The organism is Serpentinimonas maccroryi, assembly GCF_000828915.1.
Lineage (GTDB): Bacteria > Pseudomonadota > Gammaproteobacteria > Burkholderiales > Burkholderiaceae_C > Serpentinimonas > Serpentinimonas maccroryi.
In genome coordinates this window covers 2,348,757-2,372,339 of the sequence record NZ_AP014569.1, presented here as the reverse complement: position 1 = coordinate 2,372,339, position 23,583 = coordinate 2,348,757, and the positions used below count along the sequence as shown (strand labels likewise).

At 68.3% G+C, this 23,583-nt stretch carries 21 protein-coding genes; 9 read left to right on the top strand and 12 right to left on the bottom strand.

The window, feature by feature from the left end; all coding sequences use genetic code 11:
- Window positions 1–52: 52 nt before the first annotated feature.
- Both SMCB_RS12245 and SMCB_RS10920 read right to left on the bottom strand, forming a co-directional pair.
- Complete coding sequence (locus tag SMCB_RS12245; RefSeq protein ID WP_052468509.1) at window positions 53–3,226, bottom strand: EAL domain-containing protein; 3,174 nt, start codon at window positions 3,224–3,226, stop codon at window positions 53–55.
- Window positions 3,223–4,638: an FAD-binding oxidoreductase gene (locus SMCB_RS10920; RefSeq protein WP_045536999.1), complete on the bottom strand. Its 1,416-nt coding sequence runs from the start codon at window positions 4,636–4,638 to the stop codon at window positions 3,223–3,225. Before SMCB_RS10920 ends, SMCB_RS12245 begins: the two co-directional genes overlap by 4 nt.
- Window positions 4,639–4,744: 106 nt before the next feature.
- On the opposite strand from SMCB_RS10920, the gene SMCB_RS10915 reads away from it, so the two are divergent.
- The 8 genes from SMCB_RS10915 to SMCB_RS10880 all read left to right on the top strand — a co-directional run bounded on the left by SMCB_RS10915 (window position 4,745) and on the right by SMCB_RS10880 (window position 11,640).
- Window positions 4,745–5,323: a cob(I)yrinic acid a,c-diamide adenosyltransferase gene (locus SMCB_RS10915; protein WP_045536997.1), complete on the top strand. Its 579-nt coding sequence runs from the start codon at window positions 4,745–4,747 to the stop codon at window positions 5,321–5,323.
- Between the two features lie 198 nt (window positions 5,324–5,521).
- Window positions 5,522–5,884, top strand: a complete 363-nt coding sequence (flhD, locus tag SMCB_RS10910) for a flagellar transcriptional regulator FlhD (RefSeq protein WP_045536995.1) — start codon at window positions 5,522–5,524, stop codon at window positions 5,882–5,884.
- Between the two features lie 43 nt (window positions 5,885–5,927).
- Window positions 5,928–6,470 carry a flagellar transcriptional regulator FlhC gene (gene flhC, locus SMCB_RS10905; protein WP_045536993.1) on the top strand — a complete coding sequence of 181 codons (543 nt, stop codon included), beginning with the start codon at window positions 5,928–5,930 and terminating at the stop codon, window positions 6,468–6,470.
- A gap of 135 nt (window positions 6,471–6,605) precedes the next feature.
- Complete coding sequence (locus tag SMCB_RS10900; RefSeq protein WP_052468508.1) at window positions 6,606–7,637, top strand: sulfate ABC transporter substrate-binding protein; 1,032 nt, start codon at window positions 6,606–6,608, stop codon at window positions 7,635–7,637.
- A 120-nt stretch (window positions 7,638–7,757) separates the two neighbouring features.
- On the top strand, window positions 7,758–8,774 hold the full coding sequence (locus SMCB_RS10895; RefSeq protein ID WP_045538062.1) for a sulfate ABC transporter substrate-binding protein: 1,017 nt from the start codon (window positions 7,758–7,760) through the stop codon (window positions 8,772–8,774).
- On the top strand, window positions 8,775–9,653 hold the full coding sequence (gene cysT, locus SMCB_RS10890) for a sulfate ABC transporter permease subunit CysT (RefSeq protein ID WP_045536991.1): 879 nt from the start codon (window positions 8,775–8,777) through the stop codon (window positions 9,651–9,653).
- Complete coding sequence (gene cysW / locus SMCB_RS10885) at window positions 9,650–10,555, top strand: sulfate ABC transporter permease subunit CysW (protein WP_045536989.1); 906 nt, start codon at window positions 9,650–9,652, stop codon at window positions 10,553–10,555. The genes cysT and cysW overlap by 4 nt, the downstream gene beginning before the upstream one ends.
- Window positions 10,552–11,640, top strand: a complete 1,089-nt coding sequence (locus tag SMCB_RS10880) for a sulfate/molybdate ABC transporter ATP-binding protein (protein ID WP_045536987.1) — start codon at window positions 10,552–10,554, stop codon at window positions 11,638–11,640. The genes cysW and SMCB_RS10880 overlap by 4 nt, the downstream gene beginning before the upstream one ends.
- 81 nt (window positions 11,641–11,721) lie before the next feature.
- Here SMCB_RS10880 and SMCB_RS10875 read toward each other — a convergent pair whose 3' ends face one another.
- On the bottom strand, window positions 11,722–12,606 hold the full coding sequence (locus SMCB_RS10875; RefSeq protein ID WP_045536984.1) for a LysR family transcriptional regulator: 885 nt from the start codon (window positions 12,604–12,606) through the stop codon (window positions 11,722–11,724).
- A 103-nt stretch (window positions 12,607–12,709) separates the two neighbouring features.
- Between SMCB_RS10875 and SMCB_RS10870 the strand changes: the two genes are divergently transcribed.
- Window positions 12,710–13,072: a TFIIB-type zinc ribbon-containing protein gene (locus SMCB_RS10870; protein WP_034111301.1), complete on the top strand. Its 363-nt coding sequence runs from the start codon at window positions 12,710–12,712 to the stop codon at window positions 13,070–13,072.
- 215 nt (window positions 13,073–13,287) lie between these two features.
- Here the strand turns inward: SMCB_RS10870 and SMCB_RS10865 are convergent, their stop codons facing one another.
- The 9 genes from SMCB_RS10865 to argP form a co-directional block, all read right to left on the bottom strand.
- Entirely contained in the window at window positions 13,288–14,619 is a 1,332-nt protein-coding gene (locus tag SMCB_RS10865) for a THUMP domain-containing class I SAM-dependent RNA methyltransferase (protein ID WP_045536981.1), read from the bottom strand.
- A 16-nt stretch (window positions 14,620–14,635) separates the two neighbouring features.
- Window positions 14,636–16,402, bottom strand: coding sequence for an RNA polymerase factor sigma-54 (gene rpoN / locus SMCB_RS10860; protein ID WP_045536979.1), 1,767 nt, complete (start codon window positions 16,400–16,402; stop codon window positions 14,636–14,638).
- Between the two features lie 13 nt (window positions 16,403–16,415).
- Window positions 16,416–17,174 carry an LPS export ABC transporter ATP-binding protein gene (gene lptB / locus SMCB_RS10855; protein ID WP_045536977.1) on the bottom strand — a complete coding sequence of 253 codons (759 nt, stop codon included), beginning with the start codon at window positions 17,172–17,174 and terminating at the stop codon, window positions 16,416–16,418.
- Entirely contained in the window at window positions 17,171–17,839 is a 669-nt protein-coding gene (lptA, locus tag SMCB_RS10850) for a lipopolysaccharide transport periplasmic protein LptA (protein ID WP_052468507.1), read from the bottom strand. The genes lptB and lptA overlap by 4 nt, the downstream gene beginning before the upstream one ends.
- A 238-nt stretch (window positions 17,840–18,077) precedes the next feature.
- Window positions 18,078–18,749: a thiol:disulfide interchange protein DsbA/DsbL gene (locus SMCB_RS10845; protein WP_045536976.1), complete on the bottom strand. Its 672-nt coding sequence runs from the start codon at window positions 18,747–18,749 to the stop codon at window positions 18,078–18,080.
- Between the two features lie 123 nt (window positions 18,750–18,872).
- On the bottom strand, window positions 18,873–19,511 hold the full coding sequence (locus SMCB_RS10840) for an SPOR domain-containing protein (RefSeq protein ID WP_045536975.1): 639 nt from the start codon (window positions 19,509–19,511) through the stop codon (window positions 18,873–18,875).
- 41 nt (window positions 19,512–19,552) lie between these two features.
- Window positions 19,553–21,256 (bottom strand): arginine--tRNA ligase, encoded by a 1,704-nt coding sequence (gene argS, locus SMCB_RS10835; RefSeq protein WP_045536974.1) that lies wholly within the window; start codon window positions 21,254–21,256, stop codon window positions 19,553–19,555.
- A 335-nt stretch (window positions 21,257–21,591) separates the two neighbouring features.
- On the bottom strand, window positions 21,592–22,266 hold the full coding sequence (gene ytfE / locus SMCB_RS10830; RefSeq protein WP_045536973.1) for an iron-sulfur cluster repair protein YtfE: 675 nt from the start codon (window positions 22,264–22,266) through the stop codon (window positions 21,592–21,594).
- Window positions 22,267–22,435: 169 nt separating this feature from the next.
- Window positions 22,436–23,401 (bottom strand): HTH-type transcriptional regulator ArgP, encoded by a 966-nt coding sequence (argP, locus tag SMCB_RS10825; RefSeq protein ID WP_045536971.1) that lies wholly within the window; start codon window positions 23,399–23,401, stop codon window positions 22,436–22,438.
- Between the last annotated feature and the right edge of the window lie 182 nt (window positions 23,402–23,583).

Below are 23,583 nucleotides of genomic sequence, written 5' to 3'. Positions count from 1 at the left end.
CCATGCCCGTGGAGCGCCCCCCTGGCCGCGGGGGCCGACACAGCGGCCACGCTCAAGCCGCATCTGGGGCGTCTGGGGCATCCGGGGCCACGGTCTGGGCCAGCCAGCGCCTGATCAGCTCCTCGGCCGGCTCCGGGCGGCCAAACAGGTAGCCTTGCATCAGCGCCCCGGGGTGGTGCCTAAAGAGCAGCGACTGCTCCTCGGTCTCCACGCCTTCGGCCACCACCTGCAGCTTCATCAGGCTGGCCACGGCCAGCATGGCCGCCACCAGCGCGGCGTCGCTCGGGCTGTGCGGCGCGTCCTGCACGAAACTGCGGTCGATCTTGAGCTCGTGGATCGGCAGGTTCTTCAGGTACGACAGGCTCGAGTAGCCGGTGCCAAAGTCATCGATGGAAAAGCGCAGCCCCAAGCGCGCCAGCGCGGCCATGCGTTCGATCACGCGCTCCACATCGTGCAGCACCACGCTTTCGGTGAACTCCAGCATCAGGTCGCCGGCCTGCGCTTGGCTGCGCTGCAGCAGCTCCTGCAGCCGCTCGCCAAAATCGCTCTGCTGGAACTGGCGCGGGCTGATGTTGACCGAAAGCGGTAGCCGCCGCCCTTGCGCCTGCAGCCGCCCGAGCCAGCCGCATACCTGCTCCAGCATCCAGCGCCCGAGTGGCTCGATCAGGCCCGACTCTTCGGCCAGCGGGATGAACAGCGCCGGGCTGAGCAGGCCGCGCTGCGGATGCTGCCAGCGCACCAGCGCTTCGGCGCTCACGGTCCGGCCTTGGGCATCGACCTGCGGCTGCAGGTAGAGCCGCAGCTCGCCCTGCTCGATGCCGTGGCGCAAGTCTTGTTCCAAGGCAAAGCGCTCCGCCGCCCACTGCCCCATGTGCGGGTCGAAAAACACGGTCTGGTTGCCGCCCGCCTCTTGGGCCTGGTGCAAGGCGGTGTCGGCGTGGTGCAAGGCTTCGCTCGGGTGCTCGGCGGCCATACCCCCAAGCAAGGTCGCGCCGACGCTCAGCGTGATGCGCAGCCGCTCGCCCCCGGCTTCGAGCGGCTGCTCCAGCATTTGGTGCCAGCGGGCGGCGCGGCGCAGCAAGCTGCTGGCGGCGGCCGGGGCCTCGTGGCCCAGGTGCGGCAGCAGCAGTGCGAACTCGTCGCCGCTCAGGTGCGCCAGCAGCTCGTCCGGGTCCAGCTGCAGGCGCAGCCGGTCTGCCAGCGCCAGCAGCACCGCGTCGCCCAGGTTGCGCCCGCGCGCGTCGTTGATGGCCTTGAAGCGGTCCACGTTCACGATCAGCAAGCCCGCCTGCTCGCCGTTGCCGGGGCGCTGGCGCAGGATCTGGGGCAGCTCGGCCAGCAGGCGCTTGCGGTTGGGCAGGCCGGTGAGCGGGTCGAACCAGGCCAGCAGCTCGACTTGTTGTTCGGCGGCGCGCTGCGCGCTCAAGTCCATCTGCACCGACACGTATTGCAGCACACGCTGCGCGGCATCGCGCAGCGGCGCGACGGACACCGCCGTGTGGTAGTGGCTGCCGTCTTTGCGCGTGTTGATGAACTCGCCCTGCCAGGTCTGGTCGCTGCGCAAGGCGTCCCACATCTGGACAAAGGTGTTGCGCGGGGTGCGCTGCGAGCCCAGCAGGCGCGGGTTGCGCCCCAGCACCTCGGCCGCGCGGTAGCCGCTGATGCGCTCGAGGGCCGGGTTCACGTATTCGATCTGGCCTTCGGCGTCGGTGACGATCACCGCCACCGGGCTTTGTTCGGTGGCTTGCGAGAGCAGCCGCAGTTGCCGTTCGGCCAGCACGCGCGCACGGATGTCGCGCGTCACGCCCAAGATCTGCGCCGGCTGGCCTTGGGCGTCGAGCAGCAGCCGGGCCGAGATTTCGACCGGCACCACCGCGCCGTTGCGGTGCCGGTGCTGCAGTTCGATCACCAGCGCCTCCGTGGTATCGCCGCTGACAAAGCGCTGCACGTGGCTGGCGATCAACTGCCGCGCCTGTGTGGCCAAGGCCGGCTCGAACAGTTGTTCGATGGTAAGCTGTTCGCGCTCTTCGGACGTGTAGCCGAGCAGGCGCTGGACCGAGGGGCTGATGTAGCTCAGGCGCTGCGGCTCGAGGTCGTAGAGCCAGACCACGTCGGTGGCGTTTTCGGCCAGCAGCCGGTAGTGCGCTTCGCTGCGGCTCAGATCGGCCTGCGCCCGTTGCAAGGCGGCCATGGCCCGCCGGGCCACAGCCAGCTGGTTGCGCTGCAGCAGCAGGCGCGCGCCGCCGAGCGCCAGCAGCAGCGCCAGCAGCCCAAACAGCATAACCCCGATCAGGGTGCCGCGCGCGCTGGCCGGCACGGCCGCGCGGTCGATTTCGACTTGCACCAGCCAGTCGGTCCCGGCCACCGGCTGCAGCAGCGCCAGCGCCGGGCGCCCGTGGTCGTCGTGGCCGCGCACCACCTGCCCGACTTCGATCTCGCCGCGCAGCAGGCGCTGGGCAAAAGCGCGCTCGGGGTCGAAGCCCGGCACGGGGTGTGCCTCTGCAGGCAGGTCGCTCCAGTACTGCACCGCGCCGTCGCGCAGCGTGAGCAGGCGCGCGCTGCCCCTAGTGTAGGGCAGTGGCCACTGCTGCAGCGCGGCGTGGAAGTGGGGTGGCGGATCGACGTGCAGCGCCACCAGCGCGAGCGGCTGGCCCGGGGGGGCGATCAGGCCGACGTAGGCCAGCCGCACCCGCCCTTGCGCGTCGCGCCACGGCCCCACGGCGGCGGCGCGGCGCTGCGCCAGCACCTGGACCAAGCCGGCGTTCAGGATCGGGTGCGGGGCCGCGGCCTGGCCCCTGGAGTCCCAGAGCTGCGCCAGCGTGGCGTCAAAGAGCTCGATGCGCTGCACCGAAGGCGCTTCGGCGTAGTCGACCAAAAAGCGGTCCAGCAGGGCCATGCCCTCGCCGGGGACTTTGCGCTGGTGTTGCAGCCAGAGCCGCGCGAGGCTTTCGCGCTGCCGCAGGAGCTGCGCCTTCGCCAGCCGTTCCTTGTGCCAGTCGGCCAGGCGCTCGGTCTTGATGAAGGCGCTGGCGTGCATCTGGTCGGTGATGCGCTTTTGCGCCAGTTGCAAGGCGTACCAGCCGGCAGCCAGGCTGGCGCCGATGACCGCGGCGCTGATGAGCGCGATCGCCAGCCATGGCAGGCCGGTGGGCACGCCGTTGGGCAGCGGGCCTGCCGGGTGCGCTGGGTGCGCCGGTTTTTCCGGCTGTGCCGGGGCTGGGTTCATGACAACACCTTGCCCGGGTTGAAGATGCCTTGCGGGTCGAGCGCCTGCTTGAGCGCGCGCATGAGCGCGATGCCCTCGGGGCCGCATTCTTGCTGCAAAAATTCGATCTTGTGCAGCCCCACCCCGTGTTCGCCGCTGCAGGTGCCGCCCAGCGCCAGCGCGCGCGCCACCAGGCGCTGGTTCAGCACCTCGGCTTGGGCGCGCTCGGCGGCGCTGTGCGGGTCGATCAGGTAGCCGAAGTGGAAGTTGCCGTCGCCGACGTGGCCCACCAAAAAATAAGGCAGGCCGCTGGCCTCGGCGTCGGCCACCGACGCGAGCAGGCAGTCGGCCAAGCGGCTGATGGGCACGCAGGCGTCGGTGGTGATGGCGCGGCAGCCGGGCCGCGTCTGCAAGGCGGCAAAGTAGGCGTGGTGGCGCGCGTGCCACAGGCGGCTGCGCTGCTCGGGCGTGTCGGCCCAGTCAAAGGCGCTGCCTTGGTGCTCGGCGCAGATGGCTTGCACCAGCTCGGTCTGCTCGCGCACGCCAGCTGGCGAGCCGTGAAACTCCATCAGCAGCAGCGCTTCGGCGCGCAAGCCCAGCCCGGCGTAGGCGTTGACGGCGCGCACGGTGGCGGCGTCGAGCAGTTCGCAGCGCGCGATCGGTATGCCCATCTGGATGATGGCGATGGTGCTGCGCACCGCCGCCTCGAGCGTGGCAAAGGAGCACACCGCCGCCGCCACCGCTTCGGGCAGCGGGTACAGCCGCAGCGTGAGCTCGGTGATCACGCCCAGCGTGCCCTCGCTGCCCACGTACAGGCGCGTGAGGTCGTAGCCGGCGCTGGATTTGCGCGCCCGCGTGCCGGTGCGCGCCGGCACGCCGCTGGCCGGCACGACCTCGAGCGCCAACACGTTGTCGCGCATGGTGCCGTAGCGCACCGCGTTGGTGCCGCTGGCGCGGGTGGCGGCCATGCCGCCGAGGCTGGCGTCGGCACCGGGGTCGATGGGGAAGAACAGCCCCTGGTCGCGCAGCGCAGCGTTGAGCTGCATTCGGGTCACGCCCGGCTGCACGGTGGCGCACAGGTCGTCGGGGTAGATGGCGAGCACGCGGTTCATGCGGCTCAGATCGAGGCTGATGCCGCCGTGCAGCGCCAGCAACTGGCCCTCGAGCGAGGAGCCGGCGCCGTAGGGGATGAGCGGCACCTGGTGCGCGGCGCACAACTGCACCGCGGCGCAGACGTCGGCGCTCGATTCGGCATAGACCACCGCCACCGGCGGCGGCACGTCGATGTAGGCCGATTCGTCGCGCCCGTGTTGCTCGCGCACGGCCAGCGCGGTGCTGCACTGGTCGCCGAAGCACTGGCGCAGTGCCGCCAAAAACGCCGGTGAGGCGCTAAGCGGCATCGGGGGTGACGGCTGGGTTTGGCTATGGGTCATGTAAGTGCCTATTGAAAGTACTCCCACGCGCTGCTTGGATTGCAATCTTTTAGCATAGTATACATTTTACTGCCACGCAAGGGGCATTTATGACAGGAGCACCAACATGGGCAACCGCCTGAGCCAGATCGCCACCCGCACCGGCGACGCCGGCACCACCGGGCTGGGCAACAACCAGCGCGTGAGCAAGAGCAGCCTGCGCATCCACGCCATGGGCGAGGTCGATGAGCTCAACTCGCAGCTCGGTCTGCTGCTGTGCGAGGCGCTGCCGCCCGAGGTGCGCGCGCTGCTCGATTCGATCCAGCACCAGCTCTTCAACCTCGGTGGCGAGCTCAGCATCCCCGGCTACGAGCTGCTCGGCAGCGCCGCCGTGCTGGAGCTCGACGAGGCGCTGGCGCATTACAACGCCCAGCTGCCGCCGCTGCAGGAGTTCATTTTGCCGGCCGGCAACCGCGCCGCCGCGCAGGCGCATGTCTGCCGCACGGTGGCGCGCCGCGCCGAGCGCCAGCTGGTGGCGCTGGGCAACGAAGAAGCCCTGCACGAGGCCCCGCGCCAGTACCTGAACCGCCTGAGCGACCTGCTGTTCGTGCTGGCGCGCGTGCTCAACCGCGCCGACGGCGGCGACGACGTGTATTGGCGCAGCACCCGGCTGCAGCGCGCCGCGCCCGAGGCGGATCAGGCCTAGGGTGGCGCTCCTGGCGCCACGCCCCCTCTGCGCCGTGTCAGCAATCCCCCTACAAGGCCCGGCGCAAACCCCGACGCACGCACCAGCCGTCTTCTGATTCAAGTAGAACTGGCCTGCTTTCACAATCCATTTCATCGCTTCAACGTTTTAGCGCCGTGCCACCGGCAGACGTTTTGAGGCCCTAACTGGAGAGTGAAAATGAACGCCACCGCCATCCCCGCCACCGCCCCGACCTCTGCCCCCGATCCGCTGCTGGAGCAAATCCGCGAAGTCAACTTCACCTACCTGATGCTGGCGCAGCAGCTGATCCGCCACGATCTGGCGGCCGCGGTGTACCGCTTGGGCGTGAGCGAGGAGTCGGCCGAGCTGATCGCGGCGCTCTCGCCGGCGCAGGTGCTCAAGCTTGCCAGCAGCAACACCTTGCTGTGCCGCATGCGCGCCGACGAGAACATGGTCTGGAGCCTGCTCACCAGCCGCCACGGCCCGCAGCGCAGCGGCAACGACACCACGCAGCAGCTGCACGCCAGCATCCTCATGGCCGGCCGGCTGGCCAACGCCTGAACCCGCTCCCCCAACGCAGCACACAGCCATTAGGAGCAGCACCATGAGCACCGCCACCAAAAGCCTGGTCAGCGAAAGCAAAGACATCGAACGCGCCGTGGCGCTGATCCATTTGGGGGCGCGCTTGCAGGTGCTCGAGAGCGAGACCGACCTGTCCTACGAAAAGCTGCTGCGCCTGTACAAAGAGGTGGCGGGTAAATCGCCCAGCAAGGGCCAACTGCCCTTTTCCACCGACTGGTTTCTGAGCTGGCAGCCCAACATCCACGCCTCGCTCTACGCCAACATCGCCGGCTACCTCGACAAAACCGTGGCCCTCGATTCGATCGAGGTGGTGATGAAGGCCTACCAGCTCTACGCCGAGCAGATGCAGATCTGCGGCATCGAGCCGCTGCTGAGCTTCACCCGCGCCTGGCGTCTGAGCAAGTTCATGGCCGCCAACATGCTGGTGCGCACCCGCTGCACCTGCTGCGGCGGACACTTCGTCACCGACCCCTACGAGAACGCGCGCTACTACGTCTGCGGACTGTGCAAACCGCCAGCGCGCGCCGGCAAGGGCCGCGCGGCTGGCGGGTTGCGCTTGGCGTGAGTGCGGGGCCTTTTTGCCCTGCCGCCGCCCATGTATTAGATGTTTTTGGCATAAAATAATTGAATTATATTCGTTTGAGTTTTTAAGACTTTCTCGCATGATCGGTCTCCCAACGATCTTTTTTGCGAGGAATCTATGCCAAACCGCCGCCATCTGTTGCACCTGCTGGGCGCCAGCACTCTCGGAACTGCCACGTTCGGCATTGCCAGCGCCAACACCCGCGCCACCCCCGCCGCGCCGCTGACGCTGCTCAACGTCTCGTACGACCCGACGCGCGAGCTCTACGCCGATTACAACCCGCTGTTTGCGCAGCGCTGGCGCGAGCGCACCGGGCAGGAGTTGCGCTTCCAGCAGTCGCACGGCGGCTCGGGGCGGCAGGCGCGCGCCATCATCGACGGCCTCGACGCCGACGTGGCCACCCTGGCGCTGGCGGCCGACATCGACGCCCTGCACAACAACGGCAACTGGGTGCCGCGCGACTGGCAGCGGCGCCTGCCGCACAACAGCACGCCCTACACCTCGACCATTATTTTTGTGGTGCGCAGCGGCAACCCGAAAAACATCCGCGACTGGGGCGACCTGGTGCGCAGCGACGTGCGCGTGATCACGCCCAACCCCAAAAGCTCGGGCGGCGCGCGCTGGAACTACCTTGCGGCCTGGGAGTTTGCGCGGCGCCAGAGCGGCAGCGCCGCCGGCGCGCGCGAGTTTGTGGCGCGCCTGTACCGCAACGTGCCCGTGCTCGACGTGGGCGCGCGCGGCTCGGCCACCAGCTTTGCCCAACGCAACCAGGGCGACGTGCTGCTGGCTTGGGAGAACGAGGCCCATCTGCTGGAAAAAGAGTTTGGCCAGCGCGTGGATTTCGTCTATCCCAGCATCAGCATTCTGGCCGAGCCGCCGGTGACGCTGGTCGATCGCAACGTGGACCGCAAAGGCAGCCGCGCCGTGGCCCAAGCCTACCTAGAGCACCTCTACAGCGAAGAAGCGCAAGACCTGATCGGGCGCCATTTCTACCGCCCGCGCTCGGCGGCGGCGCTGGCGCGCCACGCCAGCCGTTTGCCCCGCATACCGCTGTTCACCATCGACGAAGCCTTTGGCGGCTGGGCAGCGGCCACGCGCGAGCACTTTGCCGACGGTGGCGTGTTCGACCAGATTTTCACCCTGCGCTAATGCCGCCGCCTGCCCGCCTAATGCACCAGCTGCATAACAAAACAAAAACAAAGTCGTTTGTAATCTGAAGCGCCGCTGGCACACTGCGCCCTCTGCCCACCCTCGATGGAGATTTTCCCCATGACCACCCGCCGCCACCTGTTGCACCTGTTCGGTGCCGCCGCCCTCGGGCCCGCTGCGCTCGTCAGCGCCCACGCCAATCCGGTGGACACCCTGCTCAACGTCTCGTTCGACGTCTCGCGCGAGTATTTCCGCGAGATCAACGCCGCCTTCATCGCCCAGCAGCAGCAGCGCACGGGCCAGACGCTGCGCGTGAACATGTCGCACGCCGGCTCCAGCGCCCAAGCGCGCGCCGTGGCCGACGGGCTCGATGCCGACGTGGTGACCATGAACACCGTGACCGACATCGACTTTTTGGCCGAGCGCGGCGTGGTGGCGCGCGACTGGCGCCAGCGCCTGCCGCACAACGCCTCGCCCACCACCTCGACCATGCTGTTTTTGGTGCGCCGCGGCAACCCCAAGCAGATCCGCGACTGGCGCGACCTGATCCGCCCTGGGGTGCAGGTGGTGGTGGTGAACCCCAAAACCGGCGGCAACGGCCGCATGGCTTATCTGGCCGCCTGGGGCTTCGTGCGCAGCCAAGGCGGAAGCGATGCCGACGCCGCCGCCTTTGTGCGCCAGCTGTACCAAAACGTGCCGGTGCTGGCGCGCGGCGGGCGCGACGCCACGGGGGTGTTTTTGCAGCGCAACATCGGCGACGTGCTGGTGACTTTCGAATCCGAGGTGATCTCGGTCGAGAGGGAGTTCGGCGTCGGCCGGGTCGATGTGGTGCACCCGAGCACCAGTTTGCTGACCGAAAACCCGGTGGCGTTGGTCGAGCGCACCGTGAACCAGCGCGGCAGCCGGGCGCTGGCGCAAGCCTATCTGGAGTTCCTCTACAGCGACGCCGGCCAAGAGATTGCCGCCAGCAACCACTTCAGGCCGCGCAACCCCGAGGTGCTGCGGCGCCACAGCCAGCACCTGCGCCCGATCCGGTTGTTCGAGGTCGGGCAGTACTTTGGCTCGTGGGGCGAGGCGCAGCGGCAGCACTTTGCCGACGGCGGCCAGTTTGACCAGATTTTTGCTCAAAGGCGCTAAATGACGACCGCAGCCATCGACTTGCCCGCGCCCGAGGCGGCGCCGCCGCGCCGGGCCCAGCGCCGGGTGTTGCCGGGTTTTCATCTGGCGCTGGGCTACACCGTGTTTTACATGAGCCTGATCGTGCTCATCCCGCTGGCGGCCCTGATCCTCAAGACCTTGAGCATGAGCTGGGCCGATTTCTGGGACGCAGTCACCACGCCGCGCGTGCTGGCATCGTTTCGGCTCTCGTTTGGCGCGGCTTTTTTGGCGGCGGTGGTCAACGCCTTCATGGGCTTGCTGGTGGCCTGGGTGCTGGTGCGCTACAGCTTTCCGGGCAAAAAGGTGGTCGATGCGCTGGTCGATCTGCCCTTTGCCCTGCCGACGGCGGTGGCCGGCATTGCGCTCACGGCGATTTTGGCCGGCAACGGCTGGATCGGCCAATTCTTTGAGCCCTTTGGCATCCAACTCGCCTTCAACCCCACCGGGGTGGTGATCGCGCTCATCTTCGTCGGCCTGCCCTTTGTGGTGCGCACGGTGCAGCCGGTGCTGCAAGAGGCCGAAAAAGAGCTCGAAGAGGCCGCGCAGTGCCTGGGGGCGACGCGCTGGCAGATTTTTTGGCGCGTGATTTTCCCCACCATCTTGCCGGCGCTGCTCACCGGCTTTGCCATGGCTTTTGCGCGCGGCGTGGGCGAGTTTGGCTCGGTGATTTTCATCGCCGGCAACATCCCGATGGTGTCCGAGATTGCGCCGCTGGTGATCATCGGCCGCCTCGAGGCCTTTGATTACTTGGGTGCAACCGCGGTGGCCAGCGTGATGCTGCTGTTCTCGTTCATCATGCTGCTGGCCATCAACAGCTTGCAAGCGTGGCAGCGTCGCCGCGCCGGAGACGGCGCATGAACGGCCGGCGCGCTTTGCAACGCGGCGAATCGCCGTGGCTGCGCTGGTGCCTGATCGGCTTGGCGCTGGGCTTTATGCTGCTGTTTCTGGTGCTGCCGCTGCTGGCGGTGTTCACCGAGGCGCTGCGCATGGGCGTGGGGGCCTACTTCGAGGCGCTGCGCGACCCCTACGCCTGGGCCGCGATCCGGCTCACGCTGCTGGTGGCGGCGATCACCGTGCCTTTGAGCCTGGTGTTTGGCGTCGCCGCCGCGTGGGCGGTGGCCAAGTTCGAGTTCTGGGGCAAATCGTTCCTGACCACGCTCATCGACCTGCCGTTCTCGGTCTCGCCCGTGGTGGCGGGGCTGATCTATGTGCTGGTGTTTGGCGCCCAGGGCTGGTTTGGGCCGTGGCTGGATGAACGCGGCATCCAGATCATCTTTGCCGTGCCCGGCATCGTGCTGGCCACGTTGTTCATCACCTTCCCGTTCATCGCGCGCGAGCTGATTCCGCTCATGCAGGCCCAGGGCACCGAGGAAGAACAGGCGGCGCTGGTGCTGGGCGCGAGCGGCTGGCAGACCTTCTGGCGCGTGACCCTGCCCAACATCAAGTGGGGCCTGATCTACGGCGTGATTCTGTGCAACGCGCGCGCCATGGGCGAATTTGGCGCGGTCTCGGTGGTCTCGGGCCATATCCGCGGCCTGACCAACACCATGCCCTTGCACGTGGAGGTGCTGTACAACGAATACCAGTCGGTGGCCGCCTTTGCCGTGGCCTCGCTGCTGGCGCTGCTGGCGCTGGTGACGCTGGTGATCAAGACCGTGGCCGAATGGCGCATGGAACGCGAAATGCAAACCCTGGCCGAACTGGCGCCTGAGCGCCCATCCAGCCCCCCTGCCTACACCCCAAGGACCCACGCATCATGAGCATAGCCATCCGCCAGATCAGCAAGCAGTTTGGCAGCTTTACGGCGCTGCGCGACGTCAACCTCGACATTGATTCGGGCGAATTGCTGGCGCTGCTGGGCCCCTCGGGCTGCGGCAAAACCACGCTGCTGCGCATCATCGCCGGGCTGGAGTCGCCCGACCAGGGCAGCGTGCTGTTTGCCGGCGCCGACGCCACCGACACCCATGCGCGCGAGCGCAACGTGGGCTTCGTGTTCCAGCACTACGCGCTGTTTCGCCACATGACTGTGTTCGAGAACGTGGCTTTTGGCCTGCGCGTCAAGCCGCGCGCGCTGCGCCCCAGCGAGGCCCAAATCAAAGAGCGCGTGCACGAGCTGCTCAGTCTGGTGCAGCTCGACTGGCTGGCCGAGCGTTACCCCTCGCAGCTCTCGGGCGGGCAGCGCCAGCGCATCGCCTTGGCGCGCGCGCTGGCGGTGCAGCCCAAGGTGTTGCTGCTCGACGAGCCCTTTGGCGCGCTCGATGCCAAGGTGCGCAAAGAGCTGCGGCGCTGGCTGCGGCGGCTGCACGACGAGCTGCACGTGACCAGCGTCTTCGTCACCCACGACCAAGAAGAGGCGCTGGAGGTGGCCGACCGCGTGGTGCTCATGAACCAGGGCCGCGTCGAGCAGGTGGGCACGCCGCAGCAGGTCTGGGAGCACCCGGCCAGCCCCTTCGTCTATGGCTTTTTGGGCGACGTGAACCTGTTTCACGGCCGCGCCCACGAGGGCCAGCTGCACCTCGAAGGCGTGGCCATCGACACGCCCGAGCACGCGCAGGCGCGCGACGCCAAAGCCTTTGCCTACGTGCGCCCACACGACCTCGAAGTCGAGCGCTGGCGCCCGGGCGCGGTGGGCATCGCGGCCGAGTTGCAGCGCGCGCTGGTGGTCGGGCCCATCGCCCGGCTCGAGCTTTGGCCGCTGGACGCCGAATCCCCCGACGGCCACGACCCGCTGATCGAGGCGCAAATACCGGCCGAGCGCCTGCAAGCGCTGGGACTCAAAGAGGGCGACCGGGTGCTGCTCTCGCCCAAAAAGGCGCGCGTGTTTTTGCAGCCGCAACCGGCCTGACTGGCCTCTGACCTGCCTGATGTGGGCCGGCGCGGTGCGTGAGCGGGCCGGCGCCGCTCCCCTAGCCGCTAGGTGCGGCGCTCAAGCGCCGGGTTCGAGCAGGCGGCGCAGCAGCGGGTGCGCCACCCGGCGCTCCAAGCTGAGCGCGTAGCACGGGGCCGCCACGCCTTCGCACACCCCTAGCAGCAGCGCGCCGTGGCGCTGTTGCAGCGTGTCGGCCAGCGCCAGCGCAGCCGGGAACACCCCCATGCCTTGGCCGCCAAAGGTTTCGAGCAGCGCGCTGTCTTCGAACTCGCCAGCGATGCGCGGCGTCAGGCCGTGGCGCGCCAGCCACTGGTCGAGCTGCGCACGCACGCTGGCGTGGCGCGTGGGCAGCAGCAGCGGCAGCCCCTGCAGGGCAGCCGGGAACGGGCGCTGGGCCGCTTGCAGCCACGGCGGCGCGGCAAACCAGCCGTAGGCGCTGCTGGCCAGGCGGTGGTGGTGCACCTTGAGGTGCGCGCGGCTGCTCACCGGGTGGTCGGTCAAGACCACGTCGAGCCGGTGCGTGGCCAGATCGGCCAGCAAATCGTCGATCTCGCCGTCGTGGCAGATCAGGTGCAGGTCGGGCACATCGAGCACCGGGCGCAGCAGGCGCAGCACCTCGAGCTTGGGCAGGCCGTCGGCCATGCCCACCGCCAGCCGCACCCTGGGCGCCAGCGCGGATTGGCGCAGCAGCGTCGGCAGGGCCTCGCCGAGCTCGAAAATCTGCTGCGCTTGGCGCGCCGCCAGCACCCCGGCCTCGGTCAGGGCCACGCCGCGTCCAGCCGGTTTGAGCAGCTGGCAACCCAGCGCCTTTTCCAGCTCGCGCACCTGGGCGCTCACGGTCTGCACCGCCATGCCGAGCCGCGCGGCGGCATTGGACATGCCGCCCTCTTGGGCCACGATCCAGAAGTAGTACAGGTGGCGGTAGCTGTAGGTGAGGCTCATGTTCAGCTTGGTTCGATGCGAGATTGCCCGATATTCTGCTTTATTGCGCGCCCCAAAGGCCCTAGACTGCAAGCTCCCTTCAACTGGCCCCAAGGAGCCTTGCATGAAATGCCCCAACTGTGTGGATGTGGAACTGCTGCTGAGCGATCGCCAGGGTGTGGAGATCGACTACTGCCCGCAATGCCGCGGCGTCTGGCTCGACCGTGGCGAGCTCGACAAGCTGATCGAGCGCAGCCTGAGTCCGTCGCCCGGGCGCGCGCGCCATCAAGACGCCCCGCTGCGCCAGCCCGATTTCCAAGACTCCGACTTTCGCAAGCGCAGCGGCGGCGCTGCGCCGGGGGGACTGGGCGCCAAACTCGGCGGCTTGGCCGGGCTGGGTGGCCTCGGTGGTGGCCTGCCGGGTGGCTTTGCGGCTGGAAGCAAGCAGAAAAAGAAAAAATCGTGGCTCAGCGATATTTTTGACTGAAGCCCGGCCCCCCGCCTTGCCTGCGCAGACGAAAAAAAACCTGGCTCTAAAGGAGCCAGGTTTGAAAGCCTTTTTGCTGTCACACACAAAGGCACCCGCTCAGGGAGGAAAAGCGGGGGGCCGGGATTAACCAGCCCAGCGCAAGTGTAAACCAAGTTCAGCACAAGCATCAACTCGGGCTGCCAAAAATCCCCTATTGCGGAAATATGTATGCGCTATTGAGGGGGCTGGCTTTCGGGGCGGGTGCCGGCGCCGGCGCGGGGCGTGCGTGCGCTGCCCGCCACGAGGTCGAAACGAAACAGGCGGCACTCGATCGGGCCGTTCCACAGCGGCACCCGGCGCGAGGGTTTGAGCCGCATCTGTCCCGGCAGCTGCGGGTCGGGGGTCAGCAGCCAGGCGGTCCAGCCGGCGTAGTGTTTTTTCCAGTGGCTGGCCAGTTGCGCGAAAAAATCGGCGTTCTCCTGCCCATCGGCGTGGCGCGCGCTTTCGCGGCCTGCACCCTGGGCGGGGCCCGGGGGCGAACCCGGTTGCGCTCGCGCCCGCTCCTGTGCCGGCTGGCCGGCCACCCCGGCGGCAGCGATGCGCTCGCCATAGGGCGGGTTGAGCAGCATCACCCCGGGCGTGGGGCATGGCGGCAGGCGCTCGAGGGCGTCGCCGCCGCGCCACTCGATGGCATGCGCCACGCCAGCGCGTTCGGCGTTGCGGCGCGCAAAATCGACCATGCGAAAAGACACGTCGGAGCCAAACACCAAGGGCTGGCCACCGGGCAGGGGGCGCTCGGCGGCCTCGGCTTGCAGCCGCAGCGCCTGCCAGCGTTCGGGCCGGTGTGGCAGCAGGCGCTCGAAACCAAAGCGGCGCAGTTTGCCCGGCGCGATCTGCAAGGCGCGCTGCGCGGCTTCGATGGCCACCGTGCCGCTGCCGCAGCAGGGGTCGTAGAGCGGCTGCGGCTGACCTTGGGCGTCCAGGCCAGTCCAGCCGCTGGCGGCGATCATCGCGGCGGCCAGCGTTTCTTTGAGCGGCGCATCGCCCGTGTCGCTGCGCCAGCCGCGCTTGAACAGCGGCTCGCCCGAGGTATCGATGTAGAGCCAGACCTGATCCGGCCCCAGGTGGGCGTGCAGGCGCACCTGGGGTTGCACGGTATCGACGCTGGGGCGCTGGCCAAAGCGCTCGCGCATGCGGTCGCAGACCGCGTCTTTGATGCGCAGGGCGGCAAAGTTCAGGCTCTGGAACGGGCACTGGTGGGCCGTGAGCTCGACCTTGAAGGTCTGCGCGGGCGTGAACCACAGCTCCCACAGCACCTGGTGGGCGGCTTGGTAGAGCGCGTCTTCGTGCGGGCAAGGTTGCAGCGCCAGCCGCACCAGCACGCGCTGGGCCAGCCGGCTGTGCAGGTTGAGCCGCAGCACATCGTCCCAGGTGCCGGTGAGCTCGACGCCGCCGCGCTGGCGCTGCGCGCTGGCGGCCGCCGCTGGGCAGATGGCTTGCACTTCGGCCAGCAGGAAGTCTTCCACCCCGGCGGGGCAGGGCAGGAACAGGGTCAGGTTGTGCATGGTGGGCTGGGGCCGTTCAGAGCGCGCGGCGCAGATGGGTGGGGGCGATGCGCAGCGCCTCGCGGTATTTGGCCACGGTGCGGCGCGCGCAGGCGATGCCCTGGGCCTTGAGCAGGTCGGCGATCTGGTTGTCGCTCAAGGGCTGCTGGGGGTTTTCGGCGGCGATGAGCTGCTGAATCAGGGCGCGCACGGCGGTGCTGGAGGTGTGGGCGCCGGCCTCGGTGGCCAGCGCGGAGCCAAAAAAGTATTTGAATTCGAAGGTGCCTTGCGGCGTGGCCATGAACTTGGCGCTGGTCACGCGGCTGATGGTGGATTCGTGCAGCCCGACCTCGTCAGCGATTTCGCGCAGCACCAGCGGCCGCATGGCCAAGTCGCCGTGGCGGAAAAACTGGTGCTGGCGTTCGACGATGGCCGTGGCCACGCGCAAGATGGTGTCGAAGCGCTGCTGCACGTTTTTGATGAACCAGCGCGCCTCTTGCAGCCGCTGCTGCAGGCCGGCGTGGGCCTCGCCGCCCCGGCCTTGGCGCAGGGCCAGCGCGTAGGCGTCTTGCAGGCGCAGCCGCGGCAGCACCTCGGGGTTGAGCGCGACCTTGAAGCCGCTGCCTTGCACCGTCACGATCACGTCGGGGCGCAGCTGGTGCGGCTCGAGCACGGCAAAGCGACGGCCGGGCTTGGGTTCGAGGCGGGCGATGAGGCCAAAGGCGGCGCGCACCAGCGCTTCGCTGCAGCGGCACAGCTGCGCCAGGCGGCGGCTGTCGCGCCGCGCCAGCAGATCGAGCGGCTGCTGGCAGATGGCCAGCGCGGTGCGGCTCTCGGGGCTGTTGCGCAGCTCCAGTATCTGCAGCTGCAAGCACTCGGCCAAGTGGCGCGCACCCACACCGGTGGGCTCCATTTGCTGCAGATGCTCGAGGGCCTGCTGCAGCGCGTGCAACCAGTGCGCCAGCCGCGGGTCTGGCGCTGGTGGGTCGGTCGGCCCAGCGCGGTTGCCGGTGGCGGGTGCGCTTGCAATGAGGGATTCGCTGGCCTTGATCGCCTCAAAGGCGCGCTCCTGGGCGCACAGCGCCGCAGCCAATTCATCGAGCCCATCGGCCAGGTAGCCGTTGTCGTCGAGCGATTCGATCAGCGCGTGCAGCGCCAGCGCCACGCTGGGCTCGAGCCGCAGCGCCCCGGCTTGTTGGTGCAGGTGCTGCGCCAGCGACTCGGGCGCGCGCGCCCAATCGGGGCCCGAACCGTCGTCGGCGTCGGGCGCGGCGCCGTTGCGCAGCGCGCCCGGTTCGCCCCAATCGAGGCCTTCGCCCTGCGCTCCCAGCTCGCCCGGTTCGCCGGCCTCGGCTTGCGCGCCCATTCCCAGCGCCGCTGCCTCGCCATCCCAGGCGGCTTCGAAGGCGGTGTCGAGCGCCGGCACTTCGTTGGCCGATACCTCGTGGGCCGATACCTCATAGGCCACAGCCGAATCCATGCCGGATTGCGCATCCGCTTCGGGGCTGGCTGCGGCCCAAGGCGGCTCGGGCGGAGCGAGCGCGCTGGCTTCGGGCGCGCCGCCTAGGCCGTCATCGGAGGTGGAAGCTAGGCCACGGTCGGGGCTGCCATCGAGGCTGCCATCGAGGGAGTCGCTTGGCGTGTCGTCCGAGGTATCGCGCTCCAAAAAGGGGTTGTCGTCGAGCATCTGCCCCAGCTCTTGCTCCAGCTCCAGCGTGCTCAGCTGCAGCAGGCGGATCGATTGCTGCAGCTGCGGCGTGAGCGCCAGGCTCTGGCTCAAGCGCAGCGACAGTCCTTGCTTCATGGCGGCAGCGTGCTCAAAGGCGGAAGTGCTCGCCCAGATAGACCCGGCGCACCTCGGGGTTGGCCACGATCTCGGCCGGGGTGCCTTGGGCCAACACGCGGCCGTCGCTGATGATGCAGGCGTGGTCGCAGATGCCCAGCGTTTCGCGCACGTTGTGGTCGGTGATCAGCACGCCGATGCCGCGCTCTTTCAAGTAGCCGATGATGCGCTGGATCTCGATCACGGCGATCGGGTCGATGCCGGCAAAGGGCTCGTCGAGTAGGATGAAGCGCGGGTCGGTGGCCAGGGCGCGGGCGATCTCGACCCGGCGCCGCTCGCCACCCGACAGCGCCGGCGCGGGGGCATCGCGCAAATGGCCCACGTGCAACTCGTCGAGCAAGGCCTCGAGGCGCTGCTCGATGCGCTGCGGCGACAGCGGCCGGCCGTCGGGGTCGCGCTGCAATTCCAGCACCGCACGCACGTTCTCGGCCACCGTGAGCTTGCGAAAAATCGAGGCCTCTTGGGGCAGGTAGCCCAAGCCCATTTGGGCGCGGCGGTGGATGGGCAAGCCGTGGATCGCCTGTCCGTCCAGAAAGATGGTGCCGGCGTCGGGCCGAATCAGCCCCACGATGAGGTAGAACGAGGTCGTCTTGCCGGCGCCGTTGGGGCCCAGCAGGCCCACCACCTCGCCGCTGGCCACGCGCAGCGACACGTCTTTGACGACTTGGCGGCGGCCGTAGCTTTTTTGCAGCCCGCGCACGTCCAGGCTGCTGCGCGCTGCATCCGCCTTCACCGGCGCGGCTCCAGTTGCGGGCTGGGTTGCAGCGGCGGGGCGGGAGCGCGAGGTGCGGTGGCTGGCGTGGTGCCAGGTGCTGTGGCGGGCGTAGCGCCCGGTGGTGCCTCCGGTCGGGGCGTGATCACGGCGCGCACGCGCCCCAAGGGGTTTTCGGGGGTGCGCGCTGCCGTGCCGCCCTCGACCGAGAAACGCTCGGTTTGGCGGTTGATGACGATCAGGCTGCCGCTGGCTTGGTCGCTTAGCGCGCCAGCGCGCAGTCGGCGCAGCACCGCCTGGTCGATCAGGCGCAGCACACCGGTGGCGCTGTCGTACTCGATGCGCAGCGCCTCGCCTTCGAGCAGTTCGTTCAGGCCCGGGCGCTGCTGGCGAAAAAACGCGCGTTGGCCTGCGGCGCCTTGCAGCACCCCGGACTGGTTGCCTTGGGCATCCTGGCGCAACTCGGCGCGTTGCCCGCGCAGCAGCAGCGTGCCTTGGGTGATGACCACGTTGCCGGTGAACACACTGACCATCCCGGCTTGATCGTGGTTGAGGGCATCGGCCTCGATCAGCATGGGTTGCGCCGGTTGTGCGCCCTGTGCCGGCTGCGCGTGCAAGCCGGGGGCCAGACCCAGCGCCAAGGCGGCGCTCAAGGTCAAGCGCGCCAGCACTTGGCGCAGTGGCATGAGGCGATTGGAAGCGCAAAAGGGGCGCGGCACGGAAATTGCATAAGCCATAGCCAGCATTGTAGCCACGCCTGCGCTACTTGGCTTAGTCGGCAGATTTGCACTGCCGCAGCGCGCAGGGCCAAGGCTGGCCGTGGCTGAAGGCGGCGGTACTCAGATCACAGGCGGTAGCCAGAGCCAAAGCCCGACTTATTAAGCCCGACTCCTTGAGCCCAACCCGTTGTGCCCGCCGCCAAACTTAAGACCGCCCTTGGCCCGCCCGCACCCGAGCGATCAGGGCGTCGGCAATCTGCACCGTGCGCTGGGCTTGGCCCGGGATGTAAAAGCGCCCGGCTATGCCCAGCGCCGGGGTGCCCTCGACCTGGTAGGCGTCTTGCAACTGGGTGGCGCGGCGCACCCGCCCGACCACGGCGAAGGAGTTGTAGGTTTGGGTGAACTGGGCCCGATCGAGCCCGGCGCTGGCCGCCCATTGGGCGATGGCTTCGGCGTTGTGCAGGCGCTGGCGCTGCGGGCCGTGGACGGCTTGGAACACGCGCTCGTGGTGGCTGTCGAGGCGGCCCATGGCTTCGAGGGTGTAATACAGGCGCTGCAGCGGCTCAAAATCGGGCGTAAAGCCCACCGGCACATGCCGCACCAGCACATCGGCGGGCACGGTCTGCTTCCAAGCCTTGAAGACCGGCACGAAGTTGTAGCAGTGGATGCAGGTGTAGGCGAAAAACTCCAGCACCTCGATGCGCCCAGCCGGGGCATCGACCGGCGCCGGCTGGCGCAAGCGGCGGTAGTGCGTGCCTTCACGAAAAGCCCCGGCAGTGGGTGCAGACACCGTTTGGGCGGCAAGGGGCAAAGCGCTGCCGGCGGTGGCAAGGCCGCCCAAGCCCATCAGGGCTTGAGAAAAGAGTCGTCTGTGCATGGTGCGTCCTCGGTTTGGATAGGGCACAAAAAAAGGGCTGCGCGGTCGTGCTCTGATTGGGGGTTGGACTGGGCCCTTGAAGTTCCGCGGTTTTACCAGCTGTTGCAAACCTGGGGGCAGGCTTTAGCGCGCCACGCGCACCAGCGCGGTTTCCACGTTTTGCGCTTGTAGGCGCTGGCCGATGGCGTCGGCTTCGGCTTGGGTGGCAAAGGGGCCCAGCCGCACCCGGAACATGGTGCGGCCATTTTGTTGGCGCTCGCTCACGCTGGCATCAAGGCCCAGCATGGCGAGTCGGGCGCGTTGGGCCTGCGCCTCTTCGGCGCTGCCAAAGGCGCCTGCTTGGACGAAGTAGCTGATGCCGGCGGCGGCAGCAGTTGCGGGAGTGGCGGCGGCAGCAGCGGTGCGTTGCTCGATCAACTGAGCCAGCGGGTCGGCAGCGGGCGCGGGTGCGGCGGCAGCGGGAGCGGCAGCGGGAGTGGGTGCAGGTGCCGCGGGAGGGGCCGCAGCCGCATCCGGGGATTGCAGCGCAGCCGGCGCGGCCGGCCGGGTCGAGAGCCCGGCGTTGGGGTTCCAGTTGCGGTTTTGTTCGGCCTCCAGTGCCGCAGACCCGGCCGGTCGCTGCGTGTTGCGGTCCTCAAGCGGCGTTTCCGAGCGCGTGACGTAGAGCGCCACCAGCAGCGCCAACGCCAGCCCCAGCAACAGGCCGGCAGCGAAACCCAACAGAGTGCCGCCACGGAGGCGGGTACGGGGCGTGGTGTACATCGGTCGTATTGCGGTGCGAGAGGGGTGGGTGGAGGCGGGTTTCACATCTTCGTGGGCGCGCTCACACCGAGCAGCGCCAAGCCATTGTGCAACACTTGCGCGGTCGCCGCCACCAGCGCCAGCCGGGCGTGTTTGAGCAGCGGGTCATCGACCAAAATCCGCTCGGCGTCGTAGTAGCTGTGGTACATGGCGGCCAGTTCGCGCAGATAAAAGCTCAGGTCGTGCGGGGCAAAATCGGCGGCGGCGTTGCTCAGCATCTCGGGGTAGCGCGCCAGCAGGCGCAGCAGCGCTTGCGCTTGCGGGCTTTGCAGCGGGCTCAGGTCGGCCGCTTGCAGCTGCTCGGGCGCACCGCCCCAAGCCGCCAGCACCGAGCAGATGCGCGCGTGAGCGTACTGCACGTAGTAGACCGGGTTGTCGTTGTTTTGTTGCAGCGCCAGATCGACGTCGAAGGTGTATTCGGTGTCGGGCTTGCGCGAGAGCAGGAAAAAACGCACGGCGTCGCGGCTGGTCCACTCGATCAGGTCGCGCAGCGTCACGTAGCTGCCGGCGCGCTTCGATATTTTGACCTCTTGCCCGCCGCGCAGCACGCGCACCATGGTGTGCAGCACGTAGTCGGGGTAGCCGCTCGGGATGCCGACCCCGGCCGCTTGCAGCCCGGCGCGCACGCGCGCGATGGTGCCGTGGTGGTCGCTGCCCTGGATGTTGATGGCGCGCGCAAAACCGCGTTCCCACTTGCTGATGTGGTAGGCCACGTCGGGCACGAAGTAGGTGTAGCCGCCCTCGGTGCGGCTGCCGTCGGCGCCAATGGTGGCGGACTTGCGCATGACACGGTCTTTGTCGTCGCCAAAATCGGTGCTGCGCAGCCACAGGGCGCCGTCTTGCTCGTAGGTGTGGCCCGATTCGACCAGGCGCTGCACGGTTTGCGCCACGCGGCCGCTGCTGTAAAGGCTGGACTCGAGGTAGTAGTGGTCGAAGCGCACCGCCAGCGCCTGCAAGTCCAGGTCTTGCTCATGGCGCAGCCAAGCCACGGCAAATTCGCGCATGCCGTCGAGGTCAGCCGGGTCGCCGCTGGCGCTGTAGCTGCGGTCGTCGGCGCGCACGCTCTGGCGCGCCAGAAAACCGGCGGCGATGTCGGCGATGTAGTCGCCGTTGTAGGCGGCCTCGGGCCAGTCGGGGTCGCCCGGCTTCAGCCCCTGGGCGCGCAACTGCACGCTGCGCGCCAGCGTGTCGATCTGCACCCCAGCGTCGTTGTAATAAAACTCGCGCTGCACCTGCCAGCCTTGGGTTTGCAGCAGGTTGCAGATGGCGTCGCCCAGCGCCGCTTGGCGCGCGTGGCCGACATGCAGCGGCCCGGTCGGGTTGGCCGAGACGAACTCGACCAGCACGCGCTGGCCGTGCTCGGGCTGGTAACCAAAGCGCGCCCCGGCTTGCAGCACCTCGCGCACCACCTGCTGCTGCGCCGCCGGCTGCAAGCGCAGGTTGATGAAGCCCGGGCCGGCGATTTCGAGCGCCTGCACCCAGCGCGCAAAAGCCGCCGTGCCTTGCAAGGCCGCAACCAACTGCTGCGCCAGCTGGCGCGGCTGGGTTTTGAGCTGCTTGGCCAGCGGCATGGCGGCGGTGCAGGCCCAGTCGCCGTGCGCGGCGAGCTTGGGCGATTCGAAGCGCGCCAAGCTGGCGGCACCGGGGGCGAGGCGTTCCAGCTCGAGCGCCAAGGCGGCGAGCAGTTCGGATTTGACACTGAGCATAACCCTTGATTTTAGGCCTTCGGCGCCGTTGTACCTAAAAATGTGCCTCAAAATGCACCGAAGCCAGCGGCTGGCCGCAGCCCCTTTGCTTCATGGCTGAAATCGGCGTTCACTACGCGTTCATCAAACACCTGCATGTGCTCAGCGTGGCCTGCAGTCTGGCGCTTTTTGCGGCCCGATGGCTGGGGGGGTGTTGCGGCAGGCGCCTTGGCCCATGCGCCCAAGGGTGCGCGGCCTGAGCGTGGCCATCGACACGCTGCTGCTCGTGGCCGGGCTGGCGTTGTTGCTGGGCCATGTCAGCCCTTGAGCATCCGCCCCCTCAGCCGCTCAGCCCCTCAGCGCTCGAACATCGGAAAGAGCACGTTGTTTTCCAGATGGATGTGGTGCATCAGATCGTCCACCAAACGCTCGGTGCCGGCGTACAGCGCGCGCCAGGTGGTGCAGGCGTCGGGCGGCGGGGTGTGGTTGCAGGTCAGCTCGGCGAGGCGCTCGAGCCTGGCACCGTGTTCGAGGTGCTCGTGGCGCATGACCGCAATCGGGCCCCGAATCGGCGCCTGGCCACTGCGGCGCAGCAGCGGAAACAAAATCTGCTCCTCTTTGGCCATGTGGTTTTCGAGCTCGGCTTGCATCTGCTCCAGAAAATCGGCCAGCCCGACGGGCACCGCAGGATGCGTCTGGTGCACGGCCTCGACCCGGCGCGCCATCCGCGCCAGTTCGGGCAATTGTTGCCGGTGGGTGTCGTGGTAGCGCTCCAGAATGCGGTCGATCAACTGCGCCGGGTCGCTGCAGGGGGCCAGCGGCGCGCTCTGGCGCTGCAGCGCTTCGAGCTGCTCGAGCAGGGCCGGCAACTCGTGGGTGCGCTCGGCGCAGGCCAAGGCCAAGGTGCGTTCGCCTTGGCAACAGAAATCCAGCTTGTGCTGGCGCAACAAGGCCGTGGCCCCGGGTATGGCCAGCGCGATCTGGCCCAAGGTTTGCTGCAGCAGCGGGTGCGCGATCGATGGGGTGTGCATGATGTTCCTTGCTTGAATAACCAAGCTTTATTGTCGGGAAAAAACCTGCATCCAGGGGGCGTAGGCCCCATCCTCCCAAAGTCGTATCGGCCCCTTCCGGAGCTCAGCCTCTCAGCCCGCGCGCCAAGGCGGCGAGCAGTTCGGATTTGACACTGTGCATGGGGGGATTTTAGGGCTTGTCGGGTGCGGCCGCGCCGGTGGCCGCCTCGGTGGCTGTACCGGGCTTTGGCAGCGCCGCCGCCGCTGCGGCCTTGACGGCCTCGGTCAGGCGCTGCGCGCTGAGCGGCTCGTGCGCCCAGTGGTGCCAGTACAAGGCCACCGCCACGCTGGCCCCGGGCAGCAGGTCCACCAGCGGCACCGCCGTGGCCGCCCGGCGCAGCAGGTGCAGCTCGGGCACCATGCCCCAGCCCAGCCCGAGGTCGATCGCTGCCTCGAAGGCGTCGATGGCCGGGGCGAAGTGGCGCGGGTAGTGCGCTTGGTGCAGGCCGAAGTGTTGCGCCAGAAAGCGGTCTTGCAGCGCGTCTTTGCGGTTGAAGATCACCGCCGGCCACTCCAGCAGGCGGTGCACCGACACCGCCCCTGCGGGGCTGCGGCTGCGCTGCGCCACCTCGGGCGTGGCCACGCAGCGGTAGCGCATGGTGCCCAGCGGCTCGGCCATGCAGCCGCGCATGGCCTGCGCCAGCGTGCTGACGCAGCCGATCACCTCGCCGCTGTGCAGCGCGTCGTGGGTGTGGTCCTGGTCGTCGATCCAGACATCGAGCAGCAGGCGCTGCTGCAGCAGCAGGGGCGCGACACCGGGCAGGAACCAGCTCGCCACCGAGTCGGCATTGACCGCCACCGACAGGCTGTGCCAGTGCGCGCGCCGCTGCGGCTCGGGAGCCGCACCGGCGATCGCGTTCAGCAAGTCGGCCTCCATCAGCTGCACCCGTTTGGCGTGCGCCAGCAGGGTCTGGCCGGCGGCGGTGGCGCGCACCTGCTTGCCGCGCACCAGTAGGCGCTGGCCGAGCGCATCTTCGAGCGCCTTGAGGCGCAACGACACCGCTGCCACCGACAGCGACAGGCTGCGCGCCGCAGCGGCAAAGCTGCGCTGCTCCACCACGGCGCTCAGGGCTTGCAGTTGGCGTGGGTCGAGCATGGGCGGTTGGGCTGGGAGTAGCAAAGGAGGTAGGCGCGTGGCGCAGCGCGGAGCCGGTGCACCGCGTTAAGTGTAATTTAAGCGAATCAATTTAATTTAAAACCCTTAAATTGCGCTGCGGCTTGCGGCACACTGCAAGGCAACCCAGCCGGCGTTGCGCGCGCCAGCCGCCCCCGATTTGT